The 19,057-nt window shown below is 70.4% G+C and carries 18 protein-coding genes; 10 read left to right on the forward strand and 8 right to left on the reverse strand.

Annotated features, from left to right (window positions below; genetic code table 11):
- Positions 1-17: 17 nt before the first annotated feature.
- Positions 18-191 (forward strand): hypothetical protein, encoded by a 174-nt coding sequence (locus V3T34_RS12795; RefSeq protein WP_167543869.1) that lies wholly within the window; start codon positions 18-20, stop codon positions 189-191.
- On the opposite strand, the gene gcvA is transcribed toward V3T34_RS12795, so the two are convergent.
- The gene (gcvA, locus tag V3T34_RS12800) at positions 160-1,101 is read right to left on the reverse strand and encodes a transcriptional regulator GcvA (protein WP_060845414.1); all 942 of its coding nucleotides are present in this window, start codon (positions 1,099-1,101) and stop codon (positions 160-162) included. The two genes, V3T34_RS12795 and gcvA, sit on opposite strands and share 32 nt — an antisense overlap.
- Before the next feature lie 123 nt (positions 1,102-1,224).
- Here gcvA and V3T34_RS12805 point away from each other — a divergent pair, with 123 nt between their 5' ends.
- Both V3T34_RS12805 and V3T34_RS12810 read left to right on the forward strand, forming a co-directional pair.
- Positions 1,225-1,455 carry a DUF1127 domain-containing protein gene (locus V3T34_RS12805; RefSeq protein ID WP_091883111.1) on the forward strand — a complete coding sequence of 77 codons (231 nt, stop codon included), beginning with the start codon at positions 1,225-1,227 and terminating at the stop codon, positions 1,453-1,455.
- 86 nt (positions 1,456-1,541) lie between these two features.
- Complete coding sequence (locus V3T34_RS12810) at positions 1,542-2,480, forward strand: DMT family transporter (RefSeq protein WP_305076453.1); 939 nt, start codon at positions 1,542-1,544, stop codon at positions 2,478-2,480.
- Positions 2,481-2,538: 58 nt separating this feature from the next.
- Here V3T34_RS12810 and ycaC read toward each other — a convergent pair whose 3' ends face one another.
- Both ycaC and V3T34_RS12820 read right to left on the reverse strand, forming a co-directional pair.
- Positions 2,539-3,174, reverse strand: a complete 636-nt coding sequence (gene ycaC, locus V3T34_RS12815) for an isochorismate family cysteine hydrolase YcaC (RefSeq protein ID WP_305076452.1) — start codon at positions 3,172-3,174, stop codon at positions 2,539-2,541.
- Between the two features lie 152 nt (positions 3,175-3,326).
- Positions 3,327-3,491 carry a hypothetical protein gene (locus V3T34_RS12820; RefSeq protein WP_305076451.1) on the reverse strand — a complete coding sequence of 55 codons (165 nt, stop codon included), beginning with the start codon at positions 3,489-3,491 and terminating at the stop codon, positions 3,327-3,329.
- A gap of 423 nt (positions 3,492-3,914) precedes the next feature.
- Between V3T34_RS12820 and V3T34_RS12825 the strand changes: the two genes are divergently transcribed.
- Complete coding sequence (locus tag V3T34_RS12825) at positions 3,915-5,102, forward strand: phenylacetate--CoA ligase family protein (protein WP_060845418.1); 1,188 nt, start codon at positions 3,915-3,917, stop codon at positions 5,100-5,102.
- A gap of 65 nt (positions 5,103-5,167) precedes the next feature.
- Here V3T34_RS12825 and V3T34_RS12830 read toward each other — a convergent pair whose 3' ends face one another.
- Together V3T34_RS12830 and V3T34_RS12835 are read right to left on the reverse strand one after the other, a co-directional pair.
- Positions 5,168-6,844, reverse strand: a complete 1,677-nt coding sequence (locus V3T34_RS12830) for a methyl-accepting chemotaxis protein (protein WP_305076450.1) — start codon at positions 6,842-6,844, stop codon at positions 5,168-5,170.
- 205 nt (positions 6,845-7,049) lie between these two features.
- Complete coding sequence (locus V3T34_RS12835; RefSeq protein WP_082742357.1) at positions 7,050-7,739, reverse strand: TetR/AcrR family transcriptional regulator; 690 nt, start codon at positions 7,737-7,739, stop codon at positions 7,050-7,052.
- 191 nt (positions 7,740-7,930) lie between these two features.
- On the opposite strand from V3T34_RS12835, the gene V3T34_RS12840 reads away from it, so the two are divergent.
- The 6 genes from V3T34_RS12840 (at position 7,931) to V3T34_RS12865 (ending at position 15,286) form a co-directional block, all read left to right on the forward strand.
- A complete protein-coding gene (locus V3T34_RS12840) occupies positions 7,931-8,740 on the forward strand; it encodes an ABC transporter ATP-binding protein (protein WP_060845420.1) in 810 nt (269 codons plus the stop codon).
- Positions 8,737-10,671 (forward strand): AMP-binding protein, encoded by a 1,935-nt coding sequence (locus V3T34_RS12845; RefSeq protein ID WP_305076449.1) that lies wholly within the window; start codon positions 8,737-8,739, stop codon positions 10,669-10,671. Before V3T34_RS12840 ends, V3T34_RS12845 begins: the two co-directional genes overlap by 4 nt.
- A gap of 27 nt (positions 10,672-10,698) precedes the next feature.
- Positions 10,699-11,592, forward strand: a complete 894-nt coding sequence (locus tag V3T34_RS12850; protein ID WP_091745244.1) for a branched-chain amino acid ABC transporter permease — start codon at positions 10,699-10,701, stop codon at positions 11,590-11,592.
- Positions 11,592-12,665 (forward strand): branched-chain amino acid ABC transporter permease, encoded by a 1,074-nt coding sequence (locus V3T34_RS12855; protein ID WP_060845423.1) that lies wholly within the window; start codon positions 11,592-11,594, stop codon positions 12,663-12,665. Before V3T34_RS12850 ends, V3T34_RS12855 begins: the two co-directional genes overlap by 1 nt.
- 360 nt (positions 12,666-13,025) lie before the next feature.
- A complete protein-coding gene (locus V3T34_RS12860; RefSeq protein ID WP_060845424.1) occupies positions 13,026-14,297 on the forward strand; it encodes an ABC transporter substrate-binding protein in 1,272 nt (423 codons plus the stop codon).
- Positions 14,298-14,449: 152 nt separating this feature from the next.
- Entirely contained in the window at positions 14,450-15,286 is an 837-nt protein-coding gene (locus V3T34_RS12865; RefSeq protein WP_060845425.1) for an ABC transporter ATP-binding protein, read from the forward strand.
- Between the two features lie 63 nt (positions 15,287-15,349).
- On the opposite strand, the gene V3T34_RS12870 is transcribed toward V3T34_RS12865, so the two are convergent.
- The 3 genes from V3T34_RS12870 to V3T34_RS12880 form a co-directional block, all read right to left on the reverse strand.
- A complete protein-coding gene (locus V3T34_RS12870; RefSeq protein ID WP_305076448.1) occupies positions 15,350-16,216 on the reverse strand; it encodes an HpcH/HpaI aldolase/citrate lyase family protein in 867 nt (288 codons plus the stop codon).
- Positions 16,217-16,619: 403 nt separating this feature from the next.
- A complete protein-coding gene (locus V3T34_RS12875) occupies positions 16,620-17,114 on the reverse strand; it encodes a MaoC family dehydratase (protein WP_305076447.1) in 495 nt (164 codons plus the stop codon).
- Complete coding sequence (locus V3T34_RS12880; RefSeq protein ID WP_305076446.1) at positions 17,111-19,057, reverse strand: acetyl-CoA carboxylase biotin carboxylase subunit; 1,947 nt, start codon at positions 19,055-19,057, stop codon at positions 17,111-17,113. Before V3T34_RS12880 ends, V3T34_RS12875 begins: the two co-directional genes overlap by 4 nt.

Below are 19,057 nucleotides of genomic sequence, written 5' to 3' on the forward strand. Positions count from 1 at the left end.
CCGCGGAGTCGCGTTCGATGATGTCGTCCTGGTTCTCTCGCCTCGCCGCCGCCCTGCGCGGCCTGCTGCCCGGCCGGCCGCAGCCCGATCCCGGCACCTGGATCCTGCTCGGCGACGGGCGCGGCGTCTCGTGGTCGGGCGACGCAAAGGCGCCCGCCCTCACCGGCCCCACTCCTCCGCCTGCGCGGTGATCCATGCGCGGAACGAGGCCACCTTCGGGGCGTCGGTCTCGGTCGGCGTGACGAGGAAGAAGCCGTAGGGGCTCGCCACCTCGTCGGGGAAGGGCCGCACCAGGCCGGTCGCGCCCTGCCCGATGCCGGCGACGAGGTCGCCCCCGAGCACCCGCGTGGCGAGGCCGACCCCGCCGCCGGCGGTGGCGCATTGCAGCACCATGAAGGTGTGGGTGAAGCGGGGGCCGCGCGAGGCGTCGATGCCGGGAACCCCGGCGGCGGCGAGCCATTGCGGCCAGCCCACCGCCTCGAGGTCGATCGGGTCGTCGTCGTGCAGCAGGGTGTGGCGCGCCAGGTCCTCGGGCGTGCGCAGCGGCGGCGAGCCGTCGCGAAGATGCGGACTGCAGACCGGAAACACCACGTCGTGCATCAGGAGGTCGGAGCGTAGGCCCGGATAGCGGCCGCGCCCGTGCCGGATCGCCAGGTCCGCGTCGTCGCGGGCGAAATCGACCAGGCGGTTGTTGGCGACCACCCGCACGTCGAGGTCGGGATGCCGCGCGCGGAAGCTGCCGATGCGCGGGATCAGCCACAGGCTGGCGAAGGAATGGGTGGTGCTCACCGTGAGCACGTGGTCCCGGCCCAGGCGCTGCAGCCGGGCGCTCGCCTCGGCGAGCTGGTCCAGGACCTCGCCGGCGGCGGCCGCGAAGCGCTGGCCGGCCGGCGTCAGGGCGACGCCGCGGCTCGGCAGGCGGCGGAACAGGGGAAGGCCGAACCAGCCCTCCAGGATCTTCACCTGCTGGGCCACCGCTCCGGCGCTGACCCCGAGCTCGTCCCCGGCCTCGTGGAAGGTCGCGTGGCGCGAGGCGGCCTCGAAGGCCCGCACGGCGTTGAGCGGCGGCAGGCGGCGGCGGGGTCCGAGATCGAGAGCCATGGTGCAGATCTCCCGCTGGCCCAGATTTCCTGAGGCGAAGGACGAGGCGATCTGGTTTGCGCGCGCGGTGCCCGAAAGGCAATCTCTCCCTCACGAACCCGATCGTCCGACCTGGAGAGAGCCATGACGAGCCTCGTCGCTGGCCGAGGAAACCTGCGCCTCGTTCCCACCCTCCGCCTCGCGCCGGCGCGCCGGCGCGACCCCGTCGCGCTCATCGAACGGCTCGAGCTCTGGGCCGACCGCCGCCGCGAGCGCCGCGCCCTGATGGCCTGCCCCGACGGGCTCCTCAAGGATGTCGGCCTGTCGCGGGCCGACGCGATGCGCGAGGCGGACAAGCCGTTCTGGCGCGATTGAGCGCCGGGCGGATTGCACCGCAAGGACCGGGATGCCGCCGAGGCATCCCGTGCGCCAAGGTGGGGCGTCCTCGCCCGGAGAATCCGATGCAGACCGTCGCCAACCGCCCGATGACCCCCGCCGAATGGGGCCTGCTCCTCGGCCTCTCGGTCCTGTGGGGCGGCTCGTTCTTCTTCGTCGGGGTCGCTCTGTCGGCGCTGCCGCCCCTCACCCTGGTGGTCCTGCGCGTCGGCCTCGCGGCCGCGATCCTCGCCGCGGTGCTGCGGCTGGGGGGCCTGCCGATGCCGCGGGGTGCCGCGACCTGGCGCGCCTTCCTGGGGGCGGCCTTCCTCAACAACGCGGTGCCGTTCTGCCTCATCGCCTGGGGCCAGACCCACATCGCCTCGGGCCTCGCGGCGATCCTCAACGCCACGACGCCGCTCTTCGGCGTGGTGGTGGCGCATCTCCTCACCACCAACGAGCGCCTGACGGCCCACCGCCTCGCCGGCGTGCTGGCGGGTCTCGCAGGCGTCGCCGTGATGATCGGGCCCTCGCTGCTCGCCGGCCTCGGCGCGGAGTTCTTGGCTCAGGGCGCGATCCTGCTGGCGGCCCTCTCCTACGCCTTTGCCGGAATCTACGGGCGGCGGTTCAAGCGCATGGGCATCCCGCCGCTCGCGGCCGCCGCCGGCCAGGTGACGGCCGCGACCGCCCTGCTGCTGCCCGTCGCCCTCGTGGTCGACCGGCCCTGGACCCTGGCGCTGCCCCCCGTCCCGGTGGTCGCGGCGGTCGTCGGCCTCGCCGCGCTCTCGACCGCCTTGGCCTACGTGATCTTCTTCCGCCTGCTGGCGAGCGCAGGGGCGACGAACCTGATGCTCGTCACCTTCCTGATCCCGGTCTCGGCGCTCATCCTCGGCGCCCTGGTGCTGGGCGAGCCGGTGGTGGGACGCCAGCTCCTCGGCATGGCGCTGATCGGCGCCGGGCTGGTGGCGATCGACGGGCGCTTGCTGCACCGACGGAAGGCGGAGGCCGTGCCCGGGAGGTCGTGACCTCGGCTCCGCCGGACGCGGGCCCGCCGTCGGCGGGCGGGCCCGGCCAAACGCCGGATCAGGCGACGGGGGCCTGCGGCCGCAGGGCAGCGTAGCTCGTCATCAGGTTGCGATAGTCCGGGATGTGGTCGCCGAGCAGCGTCGCCAGTCCCTCGACGTCGCGGCGCCAGTCGCGGTGCAGCTCGCAGGCGGCCGCGAACCAGTTCACCAGCTGCACGCCCGCCGCCGACATCCGGTTCCACGCCCCGTCCCGCACCAGCGGGTTGAATGTGCCGGAGGCGTCCGTGACGGCGAAGACCTCGTAGCCCTCCGCGATCGCCGACAGGGCCACGAAGGCGACGCAGACCTCGGTGACGACGCCCGCGATGACGAGCTGCTTGCGCCCCGTCGCCTTCACGGCGGCGACGAAATCGGGGTTGTCCCAGGCGTTGATCTGGCCCGGGCGGGCGATGAACGGCGCGTCCGGGAACTTCGCCTTCAGCTCCGGCATGATCGGGCCGTTCGGGCCGTCCTCGAAGCTGGTGGTGAGGATGGTCGGGAGCTTGAAGTAGGCGGCGAGGTCGGCCACCGCCAGCACGTTGTTCTTGAACCGGTCGGGATCGATGTCGCGCACCAGCGACATCAGGCCGGCCTGGTGGTCGACCAGGAGGACGACGGCCTGGTCGAGGTCGAGGCGATTGTACGGCTTGCTCATGGTCGTCTCCATCGGGGCGCCCGGCGGCGCGGCGTCGATGGAGGCAGTGTGTCCGCGGTGTTTCTGTTTGAAAATAGAAACGATCGAAACCGATCGTTTTCAAGATGTCGATCATGGGCGGGAAGAGGCCGCCGCGCCGATCGTGAGCCGCCTCACGCCATGACGGGCACGTGCACGTCGATGATGGTGTCGGGCCGGTCGGGGGCGAAGCGGCCGTCGTAGAGCTCGAAATCCGGGCTGTCGGCCACCGCGAGCCGCAAGGCCGGGCTCGGCGGCGAGGCGCCGGGCCGCCCGCACCAGGCGGCGCGCGCGGACATGCGCCATCGGCGCGAGACCCATCCGGGCGGTGAACAGGCGCGAGAAGTGGTAGGGCAAGAGCCCCGCCCGGTCGGCGAGGCGCGCAAGCGTCAGGCGCTCGTCGAGCCGGCCCTCGATCCAGGCGAGGGTGTCGGCGACGAGGACGGGGGTGGGCGGTCGGTCCATGCCGGTCACCATGCCGGAGCCGAGCCCCGTCCGTCCTGACCGGTCTTGCGGGCGGCGCCCCGGCGGGCGTTCCCCCGAGACCGACTGTCGAGATCGCCCACGCTGTCGTAGGATGCGGCCGGGACGGCCGTCGTCGCGCGCGTCGCGGCGGCCCGCCCGGCGCGAATGCCCGCGCTCCGCCGAAACGGCCTGGCCCCATCGATCCTGACGCACCGCGCGGCCAACGCGCGGGCTCATCTCCGGGAGGACGCCCCTTCATGCCCGATATCGAGACCCGGGACCCCGCCGCGCTGTTCGCGCGCCTTCCGGCCGCCCTCGCAGCCGCCCTGAAGGCCCCGGCCTACGCCACGCACCTCGCCGGCATCGACCCCGCCGCCGTCACCGACCGCGCCGCGCTCGCCCGCCTGCCGGTGCTGCGCAAGGGTGAGATGCCGGCGCGCCAGCGCGAGGCCCTGCCCTTCGGCGGCTTCGTGCCGGGGGCGGCAGGCGGGTTTGCCCGCCTGTTCACCTCGCCGGGGCCGATCTTCGAGCCGCAGCGGTCGGGCGAGGATCCGTGGGGCGGCGCGCCCGCGCTCAGGGCCGCGGGTTTCCGGGCCGGCGAGGTCGTCCTCAACACCTTCGGCTACCACCTCACGCCGGGCGGCTTCATCTTCGACACCGCCGCCCGGGCGCTCGGCTGCGCGGTGATCCCGGCCGGGCCCGGCAACACCGAGCAGCAGCTCGACCTGATCGAGGCCTACCGGCCCGCCGGCTACGTCGGCACGCCGGACTTCCTCAAGGTGCTGCTCGATTCGGGCCAGACGGCCGGGCGGGACGTGTCGTCGCTCACCAAGGCGCTGGTCTCGGGCGCCGCCTTCCCGCCCTCGCTGCAGGCCGAGTTCCGGGAGCGCGGCATCGCCGCCGCCCAAGCCTACGCGACCGCCGATGTCGGCTTCATCGCCTACGAGACGCCGGGAGAGCCGGGTCTCCTCGTCGCCGACGGGCTGATCCTCGAGATCGTGCGCCCCGGCACCGGCGATCCGGTGCCAGAGGGCGAGGTCGGCGAGATCGTCGTCACGGTGCTCGACCTCGACCGGCCGCTGATCCGCTACGCGCTCGGCGACCTCACGGCGGCCCTGCCGGGCGGCGCCCGCATCCGCGGCTGGATGGGCCGGGCCGACCAGGCCGCCAAGGTGAAGGGCATGTTCGTGCGCCCCGAGCAGGTCGCCGAGATCGCCCGCCGCCACCCCGAGCTCGGCCGCCTGCGCCTGGTAGTGACCCGGGCCGGCGAGGCCGACGCCATGACGCTGCGGGCCGAGGCCGGGAGCACGGACACCGCCCTGGCGGAGGCGGTGTCCGAGACCCTGCGGGCGGTGACGAAGCTGCGCGGCACCGTCGAGGTCGTGGCCCCCGGCAGCCTGCCGAACGACGGCAAGGTCATCGCCGACGAGCGGCCGGTGGGCTGAGGGCAGGGGCGGCCGGGCTTGGACGGCCGCCGGGCTTGGGCGGCCGTCCACTCCCGCGTGGGGCGTCAGGCCGCCCGGACCTGGGCCAGGAAGCGATCGACCTCCGCCGAGATGGCCTCGGACTGGCGCGACAGATCGGAGGCCGAGGCGAGGACCCGGGAGGCGGCCGCTCCCGTCGCCTCGGCGGCGCCCGCCACCCCGGCGATGTTGCCGGTGACCTCGCCGGTGCCGTCCGCCGCCTGCGCGATGTTGCGGACGATCTCCTGGGTCGCCGCGCCCTGCTCCTCGACCGCCGCGGCGATCGAGGTCGCGACGCCGGAGATCTCCTCGATCCGCGCGGTGATCGTCCCGATCGCGCCGGCCGCCTGCCCGGTCGAGGCCTGGATCGCGGCGATCTGCGAGGTGATTTCTTCCGTCGCCTTCGCGGTCTGGCCGGCGAGCTCCTTCACTTCCGCGGCCACCACGGCAAAGCCGCGGCCGGCGGCCCCCGCGCGGGCGGCCTCGATGGTGGCGTTGAGCGCCAAGAGATTGGTCTGCGCGGCGATCGACGAGATCAGCCCGACGACGTCGCCGATGCGGGCGGTGGCCTCGGTCAGTGCCCGGACCTGATGGGCGGTCTGCCCGGCCTCCGCGACGGCGGATCGCGCCAGCCGGGCCGAGCTGTCGACCTGGCGGCCGATCTCCTGGACCGAGGCGCCGAGCTCCTCGGCCGCCACCGCCACGGTGCCGACATTCGACGAGGCCTGCTCGGCGGCGGTCGCCGCGGTGGTGGATTGCACGGCAGTCTCGCGGGCGGTCGCCGTCATGGTCTCGGCGGTGCCGCGCAGGTCCCGCACGGCGGTCGCCACGGTCCCGACCACGCCGGTGATCGCGTCCTCGAAGCCCCGGATCAGCGCGTCGAGCGCGGCGGCGCGGCGCATCCGCCGCAGCTCCTCGGCGTCGGTCTCGCCCCGCAGCCGCTCGCGCTCGATCGCGTTGTCGCGGAAGACCAGCACGGTGCGGGCCATCGCCCCGACCTCGTCGCGCCGCCCGGTCTCCGGCACCGCGAGGTCGGTGCGTCCCTCCGACAGCGCGGTCATCGCGGCGCGCAGGCGCTCCATCGGCCGCACGATCGAGCGGACGATCATCAGCGAGGCGCTGCCGAGGACGAGCACGATGACGAGGGCCGCGAGGGCGAGGCGCTCGGCCTGGGCGACGACCATCGCCCGCAGGTCGCTGACGTAGTCGCTGGTCCCGATGTAGAAATCGTAGGGCGCGTAGAGGCGGAAGAGCCCGATCTTCGGCACCGCCGCGGTCTCGCCCTCGGGAATCCAGGTGTAGCGGAAGGTCGCCGCGCCGTCGCGCCTGGCCCGCGGCATCACGTCCGCGACGTAGCGGAACCCCGTCGGGTCGGTCACGCCCATCAGGTTGCGGCCGACCACCTTGGCGGCTGGATGCGCGATCACCGTGCCGGCGCTGTCGTTCACGAACAGATAGTTGTCGCGCCCGTGCCGCATCGCCGCGATGTCGGCGAGCGCGGCCTCGCGGGCCGCAGCCTCGGTGATCTCGCCCTTGACCGCCTTCTGCCGGTAGCGCTCGACGAGGTTGGCGGCGGCCTCGGTGATGAGCGACAGGCGCTCGATGCGCTGCGCCAGCATCGCCTCGTACTGATGGTTGAGCGCGATCCCGCCCAAGGCGACCAGGCTCGTGGCGGCGAGCGCGATCAGCAGCGCGAACTTGCGGGGAAGGGTGAGCACGAACATGGGGCGGCCACTCCGGATCCGGACCCTGCCGGATGTCCGCCGGGAAATAGAGGTCGGGAAGTGAAGACCTGGTTTATATTGTTAGCTCTTGTGGCGACGTTCGGATGCTCGCCGAAATCTTGCCGCTGCGGCAGCCTATGCGGAGATGCGGTCGCCCGCGCGGTTCGGCGTCGCCGGCTGCACGGTCGATAGACGATGCGGCGGCCTACCCGACCCCGGCCCGCAGGGGCCCGCGTCGGCGCACCGGTACCGCGACGGGCTCCGCGACCTCGCCCTGCATCTCGCCATGGGCGAGCGCCTGCGTCTCGCCATGGGCGAGCGCCAGGACCATGCCGGTGAAGATCTGCTGCAGCCCGTCGGTCGAGAGGCGCCCGCCCGGCTTGTACCAGGTGCAGATGCCAGACAGCATCGCGAGGATGGCGAGCGTCGCCATGCGGGTATCGGCGAGGCGGAACTCGCCGGTGGCGCGGCCGTGGTCCAGGATGTCGCCGAGCTTGCGCTCGTAGTCGCGCCGCATCGCCACCACGGCGGCGAGGTTGTCGGGCTCGAGGCTGCGCAGCTCCGAGTAGCAGATGAACACCTCCTGAGGCCGCGCGACGTGGTAGGCGACGTGGAACTCGGTGAACCGGGTCAGTCGCGCTTCCGCGCTGCCCTCCGCCAGCAGCGCCGCATCGAGCGCGGCGTGCAGATCGAGCATGTGGCCGCGGATGAGGTCGAACAGGAATTCCTGCTTGTTGCGGAAGTAGTTGTAGAGCGAGCCCTGCTGGATGCCGACCTCGGCCGCGAGCTGGCGCAGGCTCATCGCGGCGTAGCCGTGGGTGGCGATGAGGCTGAGCCCCGCCCGCCGGATGGCCTCCTCGGTCCGCGGTCCCGACGAGCCTGCGATACGCGCCATGCTGCCCTTGATCCTGCCCTCGCGGGGCTGACCGCCCCTCGACTTTCGTCGCGCCAGTGTAGCACTTGACGCTCGGAAAAAAACAGTCGAACGTATTTTCAAGGCGAATGACCCGGACGCATACCGGGCATCCGCCACAGGCAGAGCGGCGCCGGACACGAGCGCGGCCGCCATCCCAGGGAGGGTCAGGCGTGGCGGAAACCCTTGCGGTTCGCCAGATCTCGTTGCGCTTCGGCGGCGTGAAGGCGCTGACGGATGTCAGCTTCGCGGTCGAGAAGGGCGAGCTCTTTTCGATCATCGGCCCCAACGGCGCCGGCAAGACCTCGATGATCAATTGCATCTCGGGCCGCTACAAGCCGTCCGAGGGCCAGATCCTGCTCGACGGCCGCGACATCACGAAGGCGACGCCGAACCAGCGCCCGAAGCTCGGCATCGGCCGGACCTTCCAGAACCTCGCGCTGTTCCACCACATGAGCGTGCTCGACAACATCCTGGTCGGGCGCCACCACCTGATGCGCAACAACTTCGTCACCGGCTCGCTCTACTGGCTGCCGGGGGTGCGGAGCGAGGAACTGGCGCATCGCCGCCGGGTGGAGGAGATCGTCGATTTCCTCGACCTCCAGGCCTACCGCAAGGCGCCGGCCGGCACCCTCTCCTACGGCTTGCGCAAGCGGGTGGAACTCGCCCGCGCCATGGCGCTCGAGCCCAAGCTGATCCTCCTCGACGAACCGATGGCCGGCATGAACCTCGAGGAGAAGGAGGACATGGCCCGCTACATCGTCGACCTCAACGAGGAGTTCGGCATGACCGTCGTGATGATCGAGCACGACATGGGCGTGGTCATGGACATCTCGCACCGCGTCATGGTGCTCGACTTCGGCCGCCGCATCGCGCTCGGCCGCCCCGAGGCGGTGCTCGCCGATCCGCACGTCCGCAAGGCCTATCTCGGCGAGGACGACGACGAGCCCGCAACCCTCGAACCCGCGAGGGCCGCGTCGTGACGACCGATTTCGCTGCGATCGCGCAAGCCGCCGACACCTTCCCGAAGCTGCTGCGCCGCAACGCCGCCGCGCATCCGGACGAGGTGGCTTTGCGCGAGAAGATCTTCGGGCTGTGGCGCCCGACGACGTGGGGCGAGTACCACGCCCGCACCCGCGCCTTCGCGCTCGGCCTGTCCGATCTCGGCATCGACGGCGGCGACGTGGTCGGGCTCATCGGCGACAACCGGCCCGACTGGGTGGCCGGCGAGATCGCCGCCCACGCTCTCGGCGCCCTGTCGCTCGGCCTCTACCGCGACGCGCTCGAGGACGAGGTCCAGTATCTGCTGGCCTTCTCCGAGGTGAAGGCGGTGATCGCCGAGGACGAGGAGCAGGTCGACAAGCTCCTCAACCTCGCCGATCAGGTGCCGAGCCTGCGCCACATCGTGTATTGCGACCCCCGCGGGATGCGCAAGTACGACGATCCCCGGCTGATCTCCGCCGCCGCGCTCGCCGCCCGCGGCGAGGCGATGCACGCGGCCGATCCCGGCCTCTACGACCGCATGGTCGACGCCACCGACGCCGAGGCGGTGGCGATCCTCTGCACCACCTCGGGCACCACGGCGCGGCCGAAGCTCGCGATGCTGAGCGGCGGGCGGGTCTTGCGCCACTGCGCCCGCTACCTCGCCGCCGACCCGAAGGGGCCGCAGGACGATTACGTCTCGGTGCTGCCGCTGCCCTGGATCATGGAGCAGGTCTACGCGCTCGGCCAGGCGCTCCTCTCTCGCATGAAGGTCAACTTCGTCGAGGATGCCGACACGCTCATGCACGATTTTCGGGAGATCGCCCCGACCTTCGTGCTCTTCGCCCCCCGGGTCTGGGAGGCGGTGGCCGCCGACGTGCGCGCCCGGATGATGGACGCCTCTCCCTTCAAGCGCGCCCTCTACGAGCGCGGCATGAAGATGGGGCTCGCGGCCCTCGACCAGGGCACGCACTCCGCGGCCGCCGAGGCCCTGCTGTTCCGGGCGCTCCGCGACCGGCTCGGCTTCACGCGGCTCACGTCCGCCGCGACCGGCGGCGCGGCGCTCGGCCCCGACACGTTCCGGTTCTTCCGCGCCATGGGCGTGCCCTTGCGCCAGCTCTACGGCCAGACCGAGACGCTCGGCGCCTACACCCTGCACCGGGGGAAGACGGTCGATTTCGACACGGTCGGCGTGCCGTTCGACGACAGCATCGAGATCCGGGTGCTCGACCCCGACCGTAACGGCATCGGCGAGGTGCTGGCGCGCCACGCCAACATGTTCCACGGCTACTACAAGGCCGGTCCCGACACCCCGAGCGACGTGCGCGACGGCTGGATGCACACCGGGGACGCCGGTTACGTCGACAGGAAGGGCGAGCTCGTCGTCATCGACCGGATCAAGGACCTCGCCGTCAACATCCACGGCGAACGCTTCTCGCCACAATACATCGAGAACAAGCTGAAGTTCTCGCCCTACGTGGCCGAGGCCGTGATCCTGGGCGCCGGGCGCGAGTACCTGGCGGCGCTGGTCTGCATCCGCTACGCGGTGGTGGCGAAGTGGGCCGAGAAGAACCACATCGCCTTCACGACCTATTCCGACCTCGCCTCGAAGCCTGCGGTGATCGAGCTGATCCGCCGTGAGGTCGAGAAGGTCAATGCCGGGCTCACCGACGTGCAGCGCGTCGCCAAGTTCGTGCTCCTCTACAAGGAGCTCGACGCCGACGACGGTGAATTGACCCGCACCCGCAAGGTCCGCCGCGGCGTGATCAACGAGAAATACGCCGACCTGATCGACACGATCTATGCCGGCGCGCCGAGCTACCGGGTCGATACGGTGATCCGGTTCCAGGACGGCACGACCCAGCGCATCCGCACCACCCTGCCGGTGATCGACCTCACGGCGGCCCCCGCCATCCTCGCCGCCGCCGAATAGGGCTCGCTTGAGAAGGGGCTCGCGCCCATGAACACCCATCTCCTGCTCCAGCTCGTGGTCAACGGGCTGATCGTCGGCGCCCTCTACGGCGTGGTCGCGATGAGCTTCGTGCTGATCTACAAGGCGAGCCAGGTCGTGAACTTCGCGCAGGGCGAGTTCTTGCTGATCGGCGCCTGGGTGTGCTGGTGGCTGCTCACCACCTACCAGCTGCCGTTCCTCGTCGGCATGGGGATCACCTTCGCGTTCATGCTGGTCTTCGGCATCGCCATCCAGGTCGTGGTGCTGAGACCCCTGATCGGCGAACCGATCATCTCGGTCATCATGGTGACGATCGGCCTGTCGATCTTCTTCCAGGCCCTGTGCAAGTGGCTGTTCGGCGTCTTCGCCCAGCCCTTCCCGCCGATCTTCCAGACCCAGTCGGTGTCGTTCCTCGGGCTCGAGATCCAGACCGTGTACCTGATGAGCCTCGGCATCTCGGTCGCCATGATGGCGGGCTTCGCCTGGTTCTTCCAGTACTCGAAGCACGGGCTCGCCATGCGGGCCACCGCCTTCAACCAGCAGGTGGCCCAATCCCTCGGCATCTCGGTGCGCAACGTCTTCGCGCTCGCCTGGGCGATCTCGGCGGTGGTGTCGTCGGTCGCCGGCATCGTGGTCGGCATCGTCAACGGCGTGTCGTCCGCCCTGTCGCTTTACGGCATCAAGGTGTTTCCGGCCGTCATCCTCGGCGGGCTCGACTCGGTCGTCGGCGCGGTCATCGGCGGCCTCGTGATCGGGGTGCTGGAGAACGTCGCGCAATACGTCGACGGCCAGTACCTGCACTGGGGCAACCTCTACGAGATCGTTCCCTTCTACGTCTTGGTGGTGATCCTGATGATCAAGCCCTACGGCCTGTTCGGCACCCGCGACATCGAGCGCGTCTGATGGCGACCCAGAGCCTGATCCCCGCCGGCGACTACCGCACCACGTACGCCGCCGACACCACCATCTTCCCCACCGCCGGCAGCCGCTACGCGGTCTGGGCGGGGCTGGCGCTGCTCTGCTGCGCCCCCCTGGTGCTGGACCGCTACTGGCTGAGCCTGCTGATCCAGATCGGCTACTTCGCGGTCGCGGCGTTGGGCCTCAACATCCTGGTCGGCTTCACCGGGCAGATCTCGATCGGGCACGCGGCCTTCTTCGGCTTCGGCGCCTTCGCCTCCGCCTGGCTGTCGAACAATTACGGGATTCCCGTCTTCTTCGCGATCCCGCTCGCCGGCGTGATGACGACCGCGGTCGGCCTGATCTTCGGCCTGCCGGCGGCCCGGCTCAAGGGCCTCTACCTCGCCATCGCGACGCTCGCGGCGCAGTACATCCTGCAGGACTTCTTCGCCCGGGCGAACTGGTTCACCGGGGGCGTCGCCGGTACGGCGGCGGACCCCTTCTCGATCCTCGGGTTCAGTTTCGACACCGACCACCGCTACTTCTACGTGGTGCTCGCCTACCTGGTGCTGACCTTCGTGCTCGCCACCAACCTGATGCGCTCCCGCGACGGCCGGGCGCTGGTGGCGGTGCGCGACCACTACCTCTCGGCGGAGATGATGGGGATCAACCTCACCCGCTACCGCACCCTGTCCTTCGGCCTCTCGGCCTTCTTCGCCGGCATCGGCGGCGCGCTCTACGCCCATTACCTCCAATTTGTCTCGGTCGAGGGCTTCGGCATCCTGCTCTCGATCCAGTTCCTCGGCATGATCATCATCGGGGGCCTCGGCTCGATCATGGGCACGCTGATGGGCACCGCCTTCATGGTGCTGGTGCCCGAAGCGATGGGCTGGATCACCGATGCGGTCCGCGGCTCCGCCCTCGATCGCGCGCTCTCGCTCAAGGACAACCTGTCCTTCCTGCGCGAGATGGCGATCGGGCTGGTGATCGTACTCTTCCTGATGTTCGAGCCCGACGGGCTCGCCCACCGCTGGCGCCAGATCAAGGCGTACTGGAAGCTGTATCCGTTCTCGCACTAGAGCGCTTCACGATCGCGTTGCAATCGCGAAGCTCTCTAAGTCATTGTTTTGTCGCGTTTTCTTCGACGAACTGGCATCACTTCGTCGGAAAATGCTCTAGACCTTGTCTTGACCTGGGGCGGCAGCGCCGTGAGCATCCCTCTTGTCCCACCCGCGACCTCATCCTGAGGTGCCGCGTAGCGGCCTCGAAGGAGGGCTCCAGCAAGCTTCGAGACATCTGGAGCTCTCCTTCGAGGCTCGCTTCGCTCGCACCTCAGGATGAGGTCGCGGGTGGGATAGGACCGATCAATCCGGTCCACGAATTCTGAATTCACCGACGAGGCTGGCGAACCAGCCCACCTACCGGAGGAAACATCACCCATGCTTCGCCTGTCCCTCGCCTCGGCCGCAATCCTCGCCCTGGCCGTGCCCGCCCTCGCCGCCGAGATCCCGATCGGCCACCTCGCCGACCAGAGCGGCGCCACCTCCGACGTCGGCGTGCCCTACGCGCAAGGGGTGGCCGATGCCCTCGCCTACGTGAACCGCAAGGGCGGCATCAAGGGCGAGAAGATGAACGTCGAGTCGGTCGATTACGGCTACCAGGTGCCGCGCGCCGTCGCGCTCTACAAGAAGTGGACCGGCGGACGCGACAAGGTCGCGGCGATCCAGGGCTGGGGCACCGCCGACACCGAGGCCCTCTCCGCCTTCGTCACCAAGGACGAGATCCCCTACATCTCCGGCTCCTACGCCGCGCAGGTCAGCGACCCGACCGGCGCCAGCGGCAAGGCCAAGGCGGCGCCCTACAACTTCTTCTACGGCCCGTCCTACTCGGATGCGCTTCGCGCCATGCTGATGTGGGCCGCCGACGACTGGAAGGCCAAGGGCAAGACCGGCAAGCCGAAATACGTCCACATGGGCGGCAACCACCCCTATCCGAACTCGCCCAAGGAAGCCGGCGAGGCGATGGCGAAGGACCTCGGCTTCGAGGTGCTGCCGGCGATCGTCTTCGCGCTCGCGCCCGGCGACTACACCGCGCAGTGCCTCACCGCCAAGAATGCGGGCGCGAACTACGCCTATCTCGGCAATACCGGCGGCTCGAACATCTCGCTCTTGAAGTCCTGCAAGTCGGTCGGCACCGACATCCAGTTCATGGGCAACGTCTGGGGCATGGACGAGAACGCCGCCAAGGCGGCCGGCGAAGCGGCGAACGGCGTCGTCTTCCCGGTCCGCACCGCCGCGGTGAGCGGCAGCACCGCGCCCGGCATGGCGATGGCGGCCGAGATCTCGAAGGTGTCGGACGCCGCCGGCACCGCCTACCGGCCGGTGCACTACTATACCGGCATCTGCGCCGCCCTCTACATGACCGAGGCCCTGGCCTGGGCCAAGGACAACGGGGGGCTTGCCGGCCCCAACGTCCGCAAGGGCTTCTACCAGAAGAAGGACTGGGTGCCGGCCGGGATGGAGGGTGTCTGCGTCCCCTCGACCTGGTCGCCCACCGACCATCGCGGGATGATGGAGGTGCACATCTACCGCGCCAAGGTCTCGGGCCCGACCGACGGTGCGCTGCCCGACCTGATCAAGGCCGGCACGATCAAGCTCGAGCCGGTCAAGACCGTGACGCTGCCGCGCAAGAGCGAGTGGCAGGGGTGGTGAGGACCGCCGCTGGCGGGTGATCCGCCCGTAAACCCTCCCACAACCCAAGTCGGGCTTGCCCGGCTTGGGCACTTGGATGCGGAACTCGGGCTTCCCCGAGTTCCGCGGGGGGAAGTTTCGACGTCGCATCTTGCTGAAACGAAAGCCTTCCGATGTCGCAGGTCATGACCCTGGAGCGCCCGACTTCCGACGCCGCGCCGGCTCCCCTCCTCAGCTTGCGCAACGTCGAGGTCGTCTACGACGACGTGATCCTGGTCCTGCGGGGCCTGAGCCTCGACGTGCCGGCGGGCTCGATCACGGCCTTGCTCGGGGCCAACGGCGCCGGCAAGTCGACCACGCTGAAGGCCATCTCGGGCCTGCTGCGCTCCGAGGACGGCGAGGTCACCCGCGGCGAGATCGTGTTCGACGGCGCCCGCATCGACGGCATCGAGCCCGACAGGATCGTGCGCCGCGGCATCTTCCAGGTGATGGAGGGCCGCCGCATCGTCTCCGACATGACGCCGATGGAGAATCTGCGCCTCGGCGCCTTCTCGCGCCGCGACCGCGAGGTCGGCCAGGATCTCGAACGGGTCCTGACCTACTTCCCGCGCCTCAAGGAGCGCACGGGGGCCGCCGGCTACCTCTCGGGCGGCGAGCAGCAGATGCTGGCGATCGGCCGCGCCCTGATGGCCCGCCCCCGCCTGATCCTGATGGACGAGCCCTCGATGGGCCTCTCGCCGCTCCTGGTGAAGGAGGTCTTTTCCATCATCCGCCAGATCAACCGCGACCTCGGCGTCACCATCCTGCTCGTCGAGCAGAACGCCCGCGCCGCCCTCTCGGTGGCCGATCGCGGCTACATCATGGAGCAGGGCAAGGTGGTGCTCGACGGCACGGTCGAGGAGCTGCGCACCAACGAGGACGTGAAGGAATTCTACCTCGGCGGCGCCGGCGACCAGCGCAAGAGCTTCCGCAACCTGAAGAGCTTCAAGCGGCGCAAGCGCTGGATCTGACGAGGCGTCCCCCCGGGTATCGCTCGGCGGCCCCGGGGGGCGGGGGAGACGGCGTGCGCCGCCTCACGCCTGCCGCGCCAGCAGCCGTTCCGCCCGGCGCAGGTGCGGCCGGTCGAACATCTCGCCGTCGATCCCGACGACGCCCATGCCGGGCGCCTGCGCGAAGGCGGCCACGACCTTGCGCGCCTGGGCGATCGCCGCGTCGGTCGGCGTGAAGGCGTCGTTGATCACCGCCACTTGCGCCGGATGGATCGCCATCTTGCCGGTGAACCCGTCGCGCCGGGCGGCGCGGCATTCGCGGGCGAGCCCATCGAGGTCGCGAAACAGGGCGTTGATGGTGTCGATCGCATCGACCTCGGCGGCGGCGGCCGCCATCAGGGTCAGGTTGCGGGCAAGCTGGAACGGCCCGGTCCAGGCGCCGTCCTCGCCCCGGTTGGTCTCGGCGCCGAGATCGGCCGAGAGATCCTCCGCCCCCCAGGTGACGCCGGAGAGCCGTCGGCTCGCCCCCGGCAGGCTCTGGAGCGCGAAGACGGCGCGCGCCGTCTCGGTGGCGATCGGCAGGATGCGGGTGGCGCCGTCGGGCAGCCCGTGTTCGGCCTCGTGGACGGCGAGGCGGGCGCCGAGCTGCGCCACGCTCGGGCCGCCCTCGGCCTTCGGCAGCATGATCCCGTCGGGCGCGTGCGGCATCACCGCGGCGAGGTCGTCCTCGGTGAGCCCGGTATCGAGGGCGTTGACGCGCACGTAGAGCTTCGGCCGGCCGGCGACCGCCCGCATCCGTGCGAGAAAGCCGGCGGCGACCTCGCGGGCCTTGCCCTTCTCGGGCAACGCGACCGAATCCTCGAGGTCGAGGATCAGGGCGTCGGCGCCGACCTCCAGACCCTTCTCCTGCTTGCGGGGCGAATCGCCGGGGACGAACAGCAGAGAGCGCATGACGAAAAGCCTATTCGATCTCGTTGACAGGTTTTATCCCACTCGCGACCTCATCCTGAGAGCCTGTTTGAGCGGGATCGTCTTTCGTAAAGCCGGACATAGCAGGACATATCCTGCTCACGACCTCATCCTGAGGTGTCAGTTCATCGGAGATGGACTGACCTCGAAGGAGGGTTCCAGGGATCGCCGAGGTTTCTGGAGGGCTCCTTCGAGGTCAGTCGATCTTCGATCGACCAACACCTCAGGATGAGGTGAGAGGGTAGGATATCCTTGGTTATCTTGATGTCAGCAATAGAAAAACGACTCCAACAGACTCTGAGGTGCGGGCGATCCATGATCGCCAGCACCTCCGGATGAGGTCGCGGGTGGGACGGACAATGGCAGGTGCGAGCCGAACCCGCGCTCAGGCCTCCGCGACCGGCCGCTTGCGCATCATCGCCTGGCGGCGGCACTCGGCCACCAGGATGCCGTCCTGGTTGTAGGCGCGGTGGACGAGGTCGACGATGCCGGCGGTGGGCCGCGAGCGCGATTCGCGCTTGGCGGCGACCTCCGTCGTCACGCTCACGGTGTCGCCCTCGAAGAGCGGGGCGGGAAAGCGCGTCTCGGTCATGCCGAGGTTGCCGATGGTGGTGCCGACGGTCGTGTCGTTGACCGAGATGCCGATCATCAGGCCGAGCGTGAACAGCGAGTTTATCAGCGGTTTGCCCCACTCGGTCTCGGTCGCGCAGAAATGCGCGTCGATGTGGAGCGGCTGCGGGTTCAGCGTCATGTTGGAAAACAGCATGTTGTCCATCTGCGTCACCGTGCGGGTGAGGCGATGGCGGAGCGTCGCGCCGACCTCGAAATCCTCGAAGTACAGCCCGCCGCGCGGGTGGGTCGAAGTCAGAATCGTGCTCACGCGGCGTCCTCCGTGGTCAGGGTGATCAGGCGGGCGCCCTCGGCGACCTGCTGGCCGGCCTCCGCGGCCACCTCGGCGACCGTGCCGTCGCGGGGGGCGGTGAGCGCGTGCTCCATCTTCATCGCCTCGACCACCGCGAGGCGCTGGCCACGCACCACGGTGTCGCCGGGGGCGACCAGCACGGCGACGACGCGGCCGTGCATCGGCGCCTTGATGGTGCCGCCCTGGTCGATGTGGTCGAGGTCGACCGCGAAGGGATCGGGGGGGGAGAGCGCGATCTGCCGGCCCTCGGCGAGGACCAGCACGCCGGGCGGCGCCTCCACCACCGTGACGTCATCGGGCTCGGGGCCGGCGGCGCCGTATTCTACCGCGAGGCCGGTCGGGCCCCAGTGCAGGGCGGCCTCGGCCGGCTCGCCCTCGAGCACGAACGGATAGGCCTGGCGACGAGCCTCGCCGAGCTGGAACCCGTCCGCCGCGTCCCAGGGCGAGCCGGTGCCGGCGGGGGCCTCCCGCGTCACCAGGGCGCGAAGTCCGGCCCGGATCGCGGCGTCGCGGTGCGGGCTCGGTGCCGTCAGGGTCGCGAGATCGCGGTCGATGAAGCCGGTGTCGAAGCGGCCTTCGCGAAAATCCTGCGACTCGGCCAGCGCCTTCAGGAAGGCGACGTTGGTCTTCGGCCCCGCCACCAGGGTGCGGCCGAGCGCGCCGGCCAGCCGGTCCAGTGCTTCGTCACGGGTGGCGCCGTGGGCGATCACCTTGGCGATCATCGGGTCGTAGAAAGGGGTCACCCGGTCGCCGGCGCGCACGCCGGTATCGACCCGGATGCCCTCGCCCGATGGAAGGGTGAGCGCCCGCAAGGGGCCCGTCGAGGGCAGGAAGCCGTGATCCGGATCCTCGGCGTAGAGCCGCGCCTCGACGGCGTGGCCGTGGATCGCGAGCTCCGCCTGATCGACCGGCAGCGCCTCGCCGGAGGCGACGCGGAACTGCCATTCGACGAGGTCGTGCCCGGTGATCGCCTCGGTCACCGGATGCTCGACCTGGAGCCGGGTGTTCATCTCCATGAACCAGAAGCCGTCGGGGCGCAGGCCCTCGCGGCCGTCGGCGATGAACTCGACCGTGCCGGCGCCGACATAGCCCACCGCCTTCGCCGCCTCGACGGCGGCCCGGCCCATCGCCGTTCGGACCTCGTCGGGCATGCCGGGGGCGGGCGCCTCCTCGATCACCTTCTGGTGGCGGCGCTGGAGCGAGCAATCGCGCTCGAACAGGTGGACGGCGTTGCCGTGAGAGTCGCAAAAAACCTGGATCTCGACGTGGCGCGGCGACAGGACGTACTTTTCGACCAGCACCCGCGGATCGCCGAACGCATTCTGGGCCTCGCGCTGCGCCGAGGCGAGGGCGTCGGAAAAGCCCTCCGGCCCCTCGACCCGGCGCATGCCCTTGCCGCCGCCGCCGGCCACCGCCTTGATCAGCACCGGATAGCCGATGGAAGCCGCTTCCGCAGCGAGGAAATCGGCCTCCTGGCGCGCGCCGTGATAGCCCGGCACCACCGGCACGCCGGCTTCCGCCACCAGCGCCTTCGCCGCATCCTTGAGGCCCATGGCGCGGATGGCGGAGGCCGGGGGGCCGACGAAGACGATGCCGGCCTCGGCGCAGGCGTCGGCGAAGTCCGGCCGCTCCGACAGGAAGCCGTAGCCCGGATGGATGCTCTCGGCCCCGCTCGCCCGGGCGGCTTCCAGGATGCGGTCGATGCGCAGGTACGAATCGGCGGCGGGGGCCGGGCCGAGCAGGAAGGCCTCGTCGGCGAGCGCGACGTGCATCGCGTCGCGGTCGGCCTCGGAATAGACCGCGATGGTGCGCATCCCGAGGGCCCGGGCGGTGCGGATCACCCGGCAGGCGATCTCGCCGCGATTGGCGACGAGGACGGAGGCGAGGCGGCGTGTGGTCAT

It is taken from the genome of Methylobacterium ajmalii, from assembly GCF_036448855.1.
Classification (GTDB): domain Bacteria; phylum Pseudomonadota; class Alphaproteobacteria; order Rhizobiales; family Beijerinckiaceae; genus Methylobacterium; species Methylobacterium ajmalii.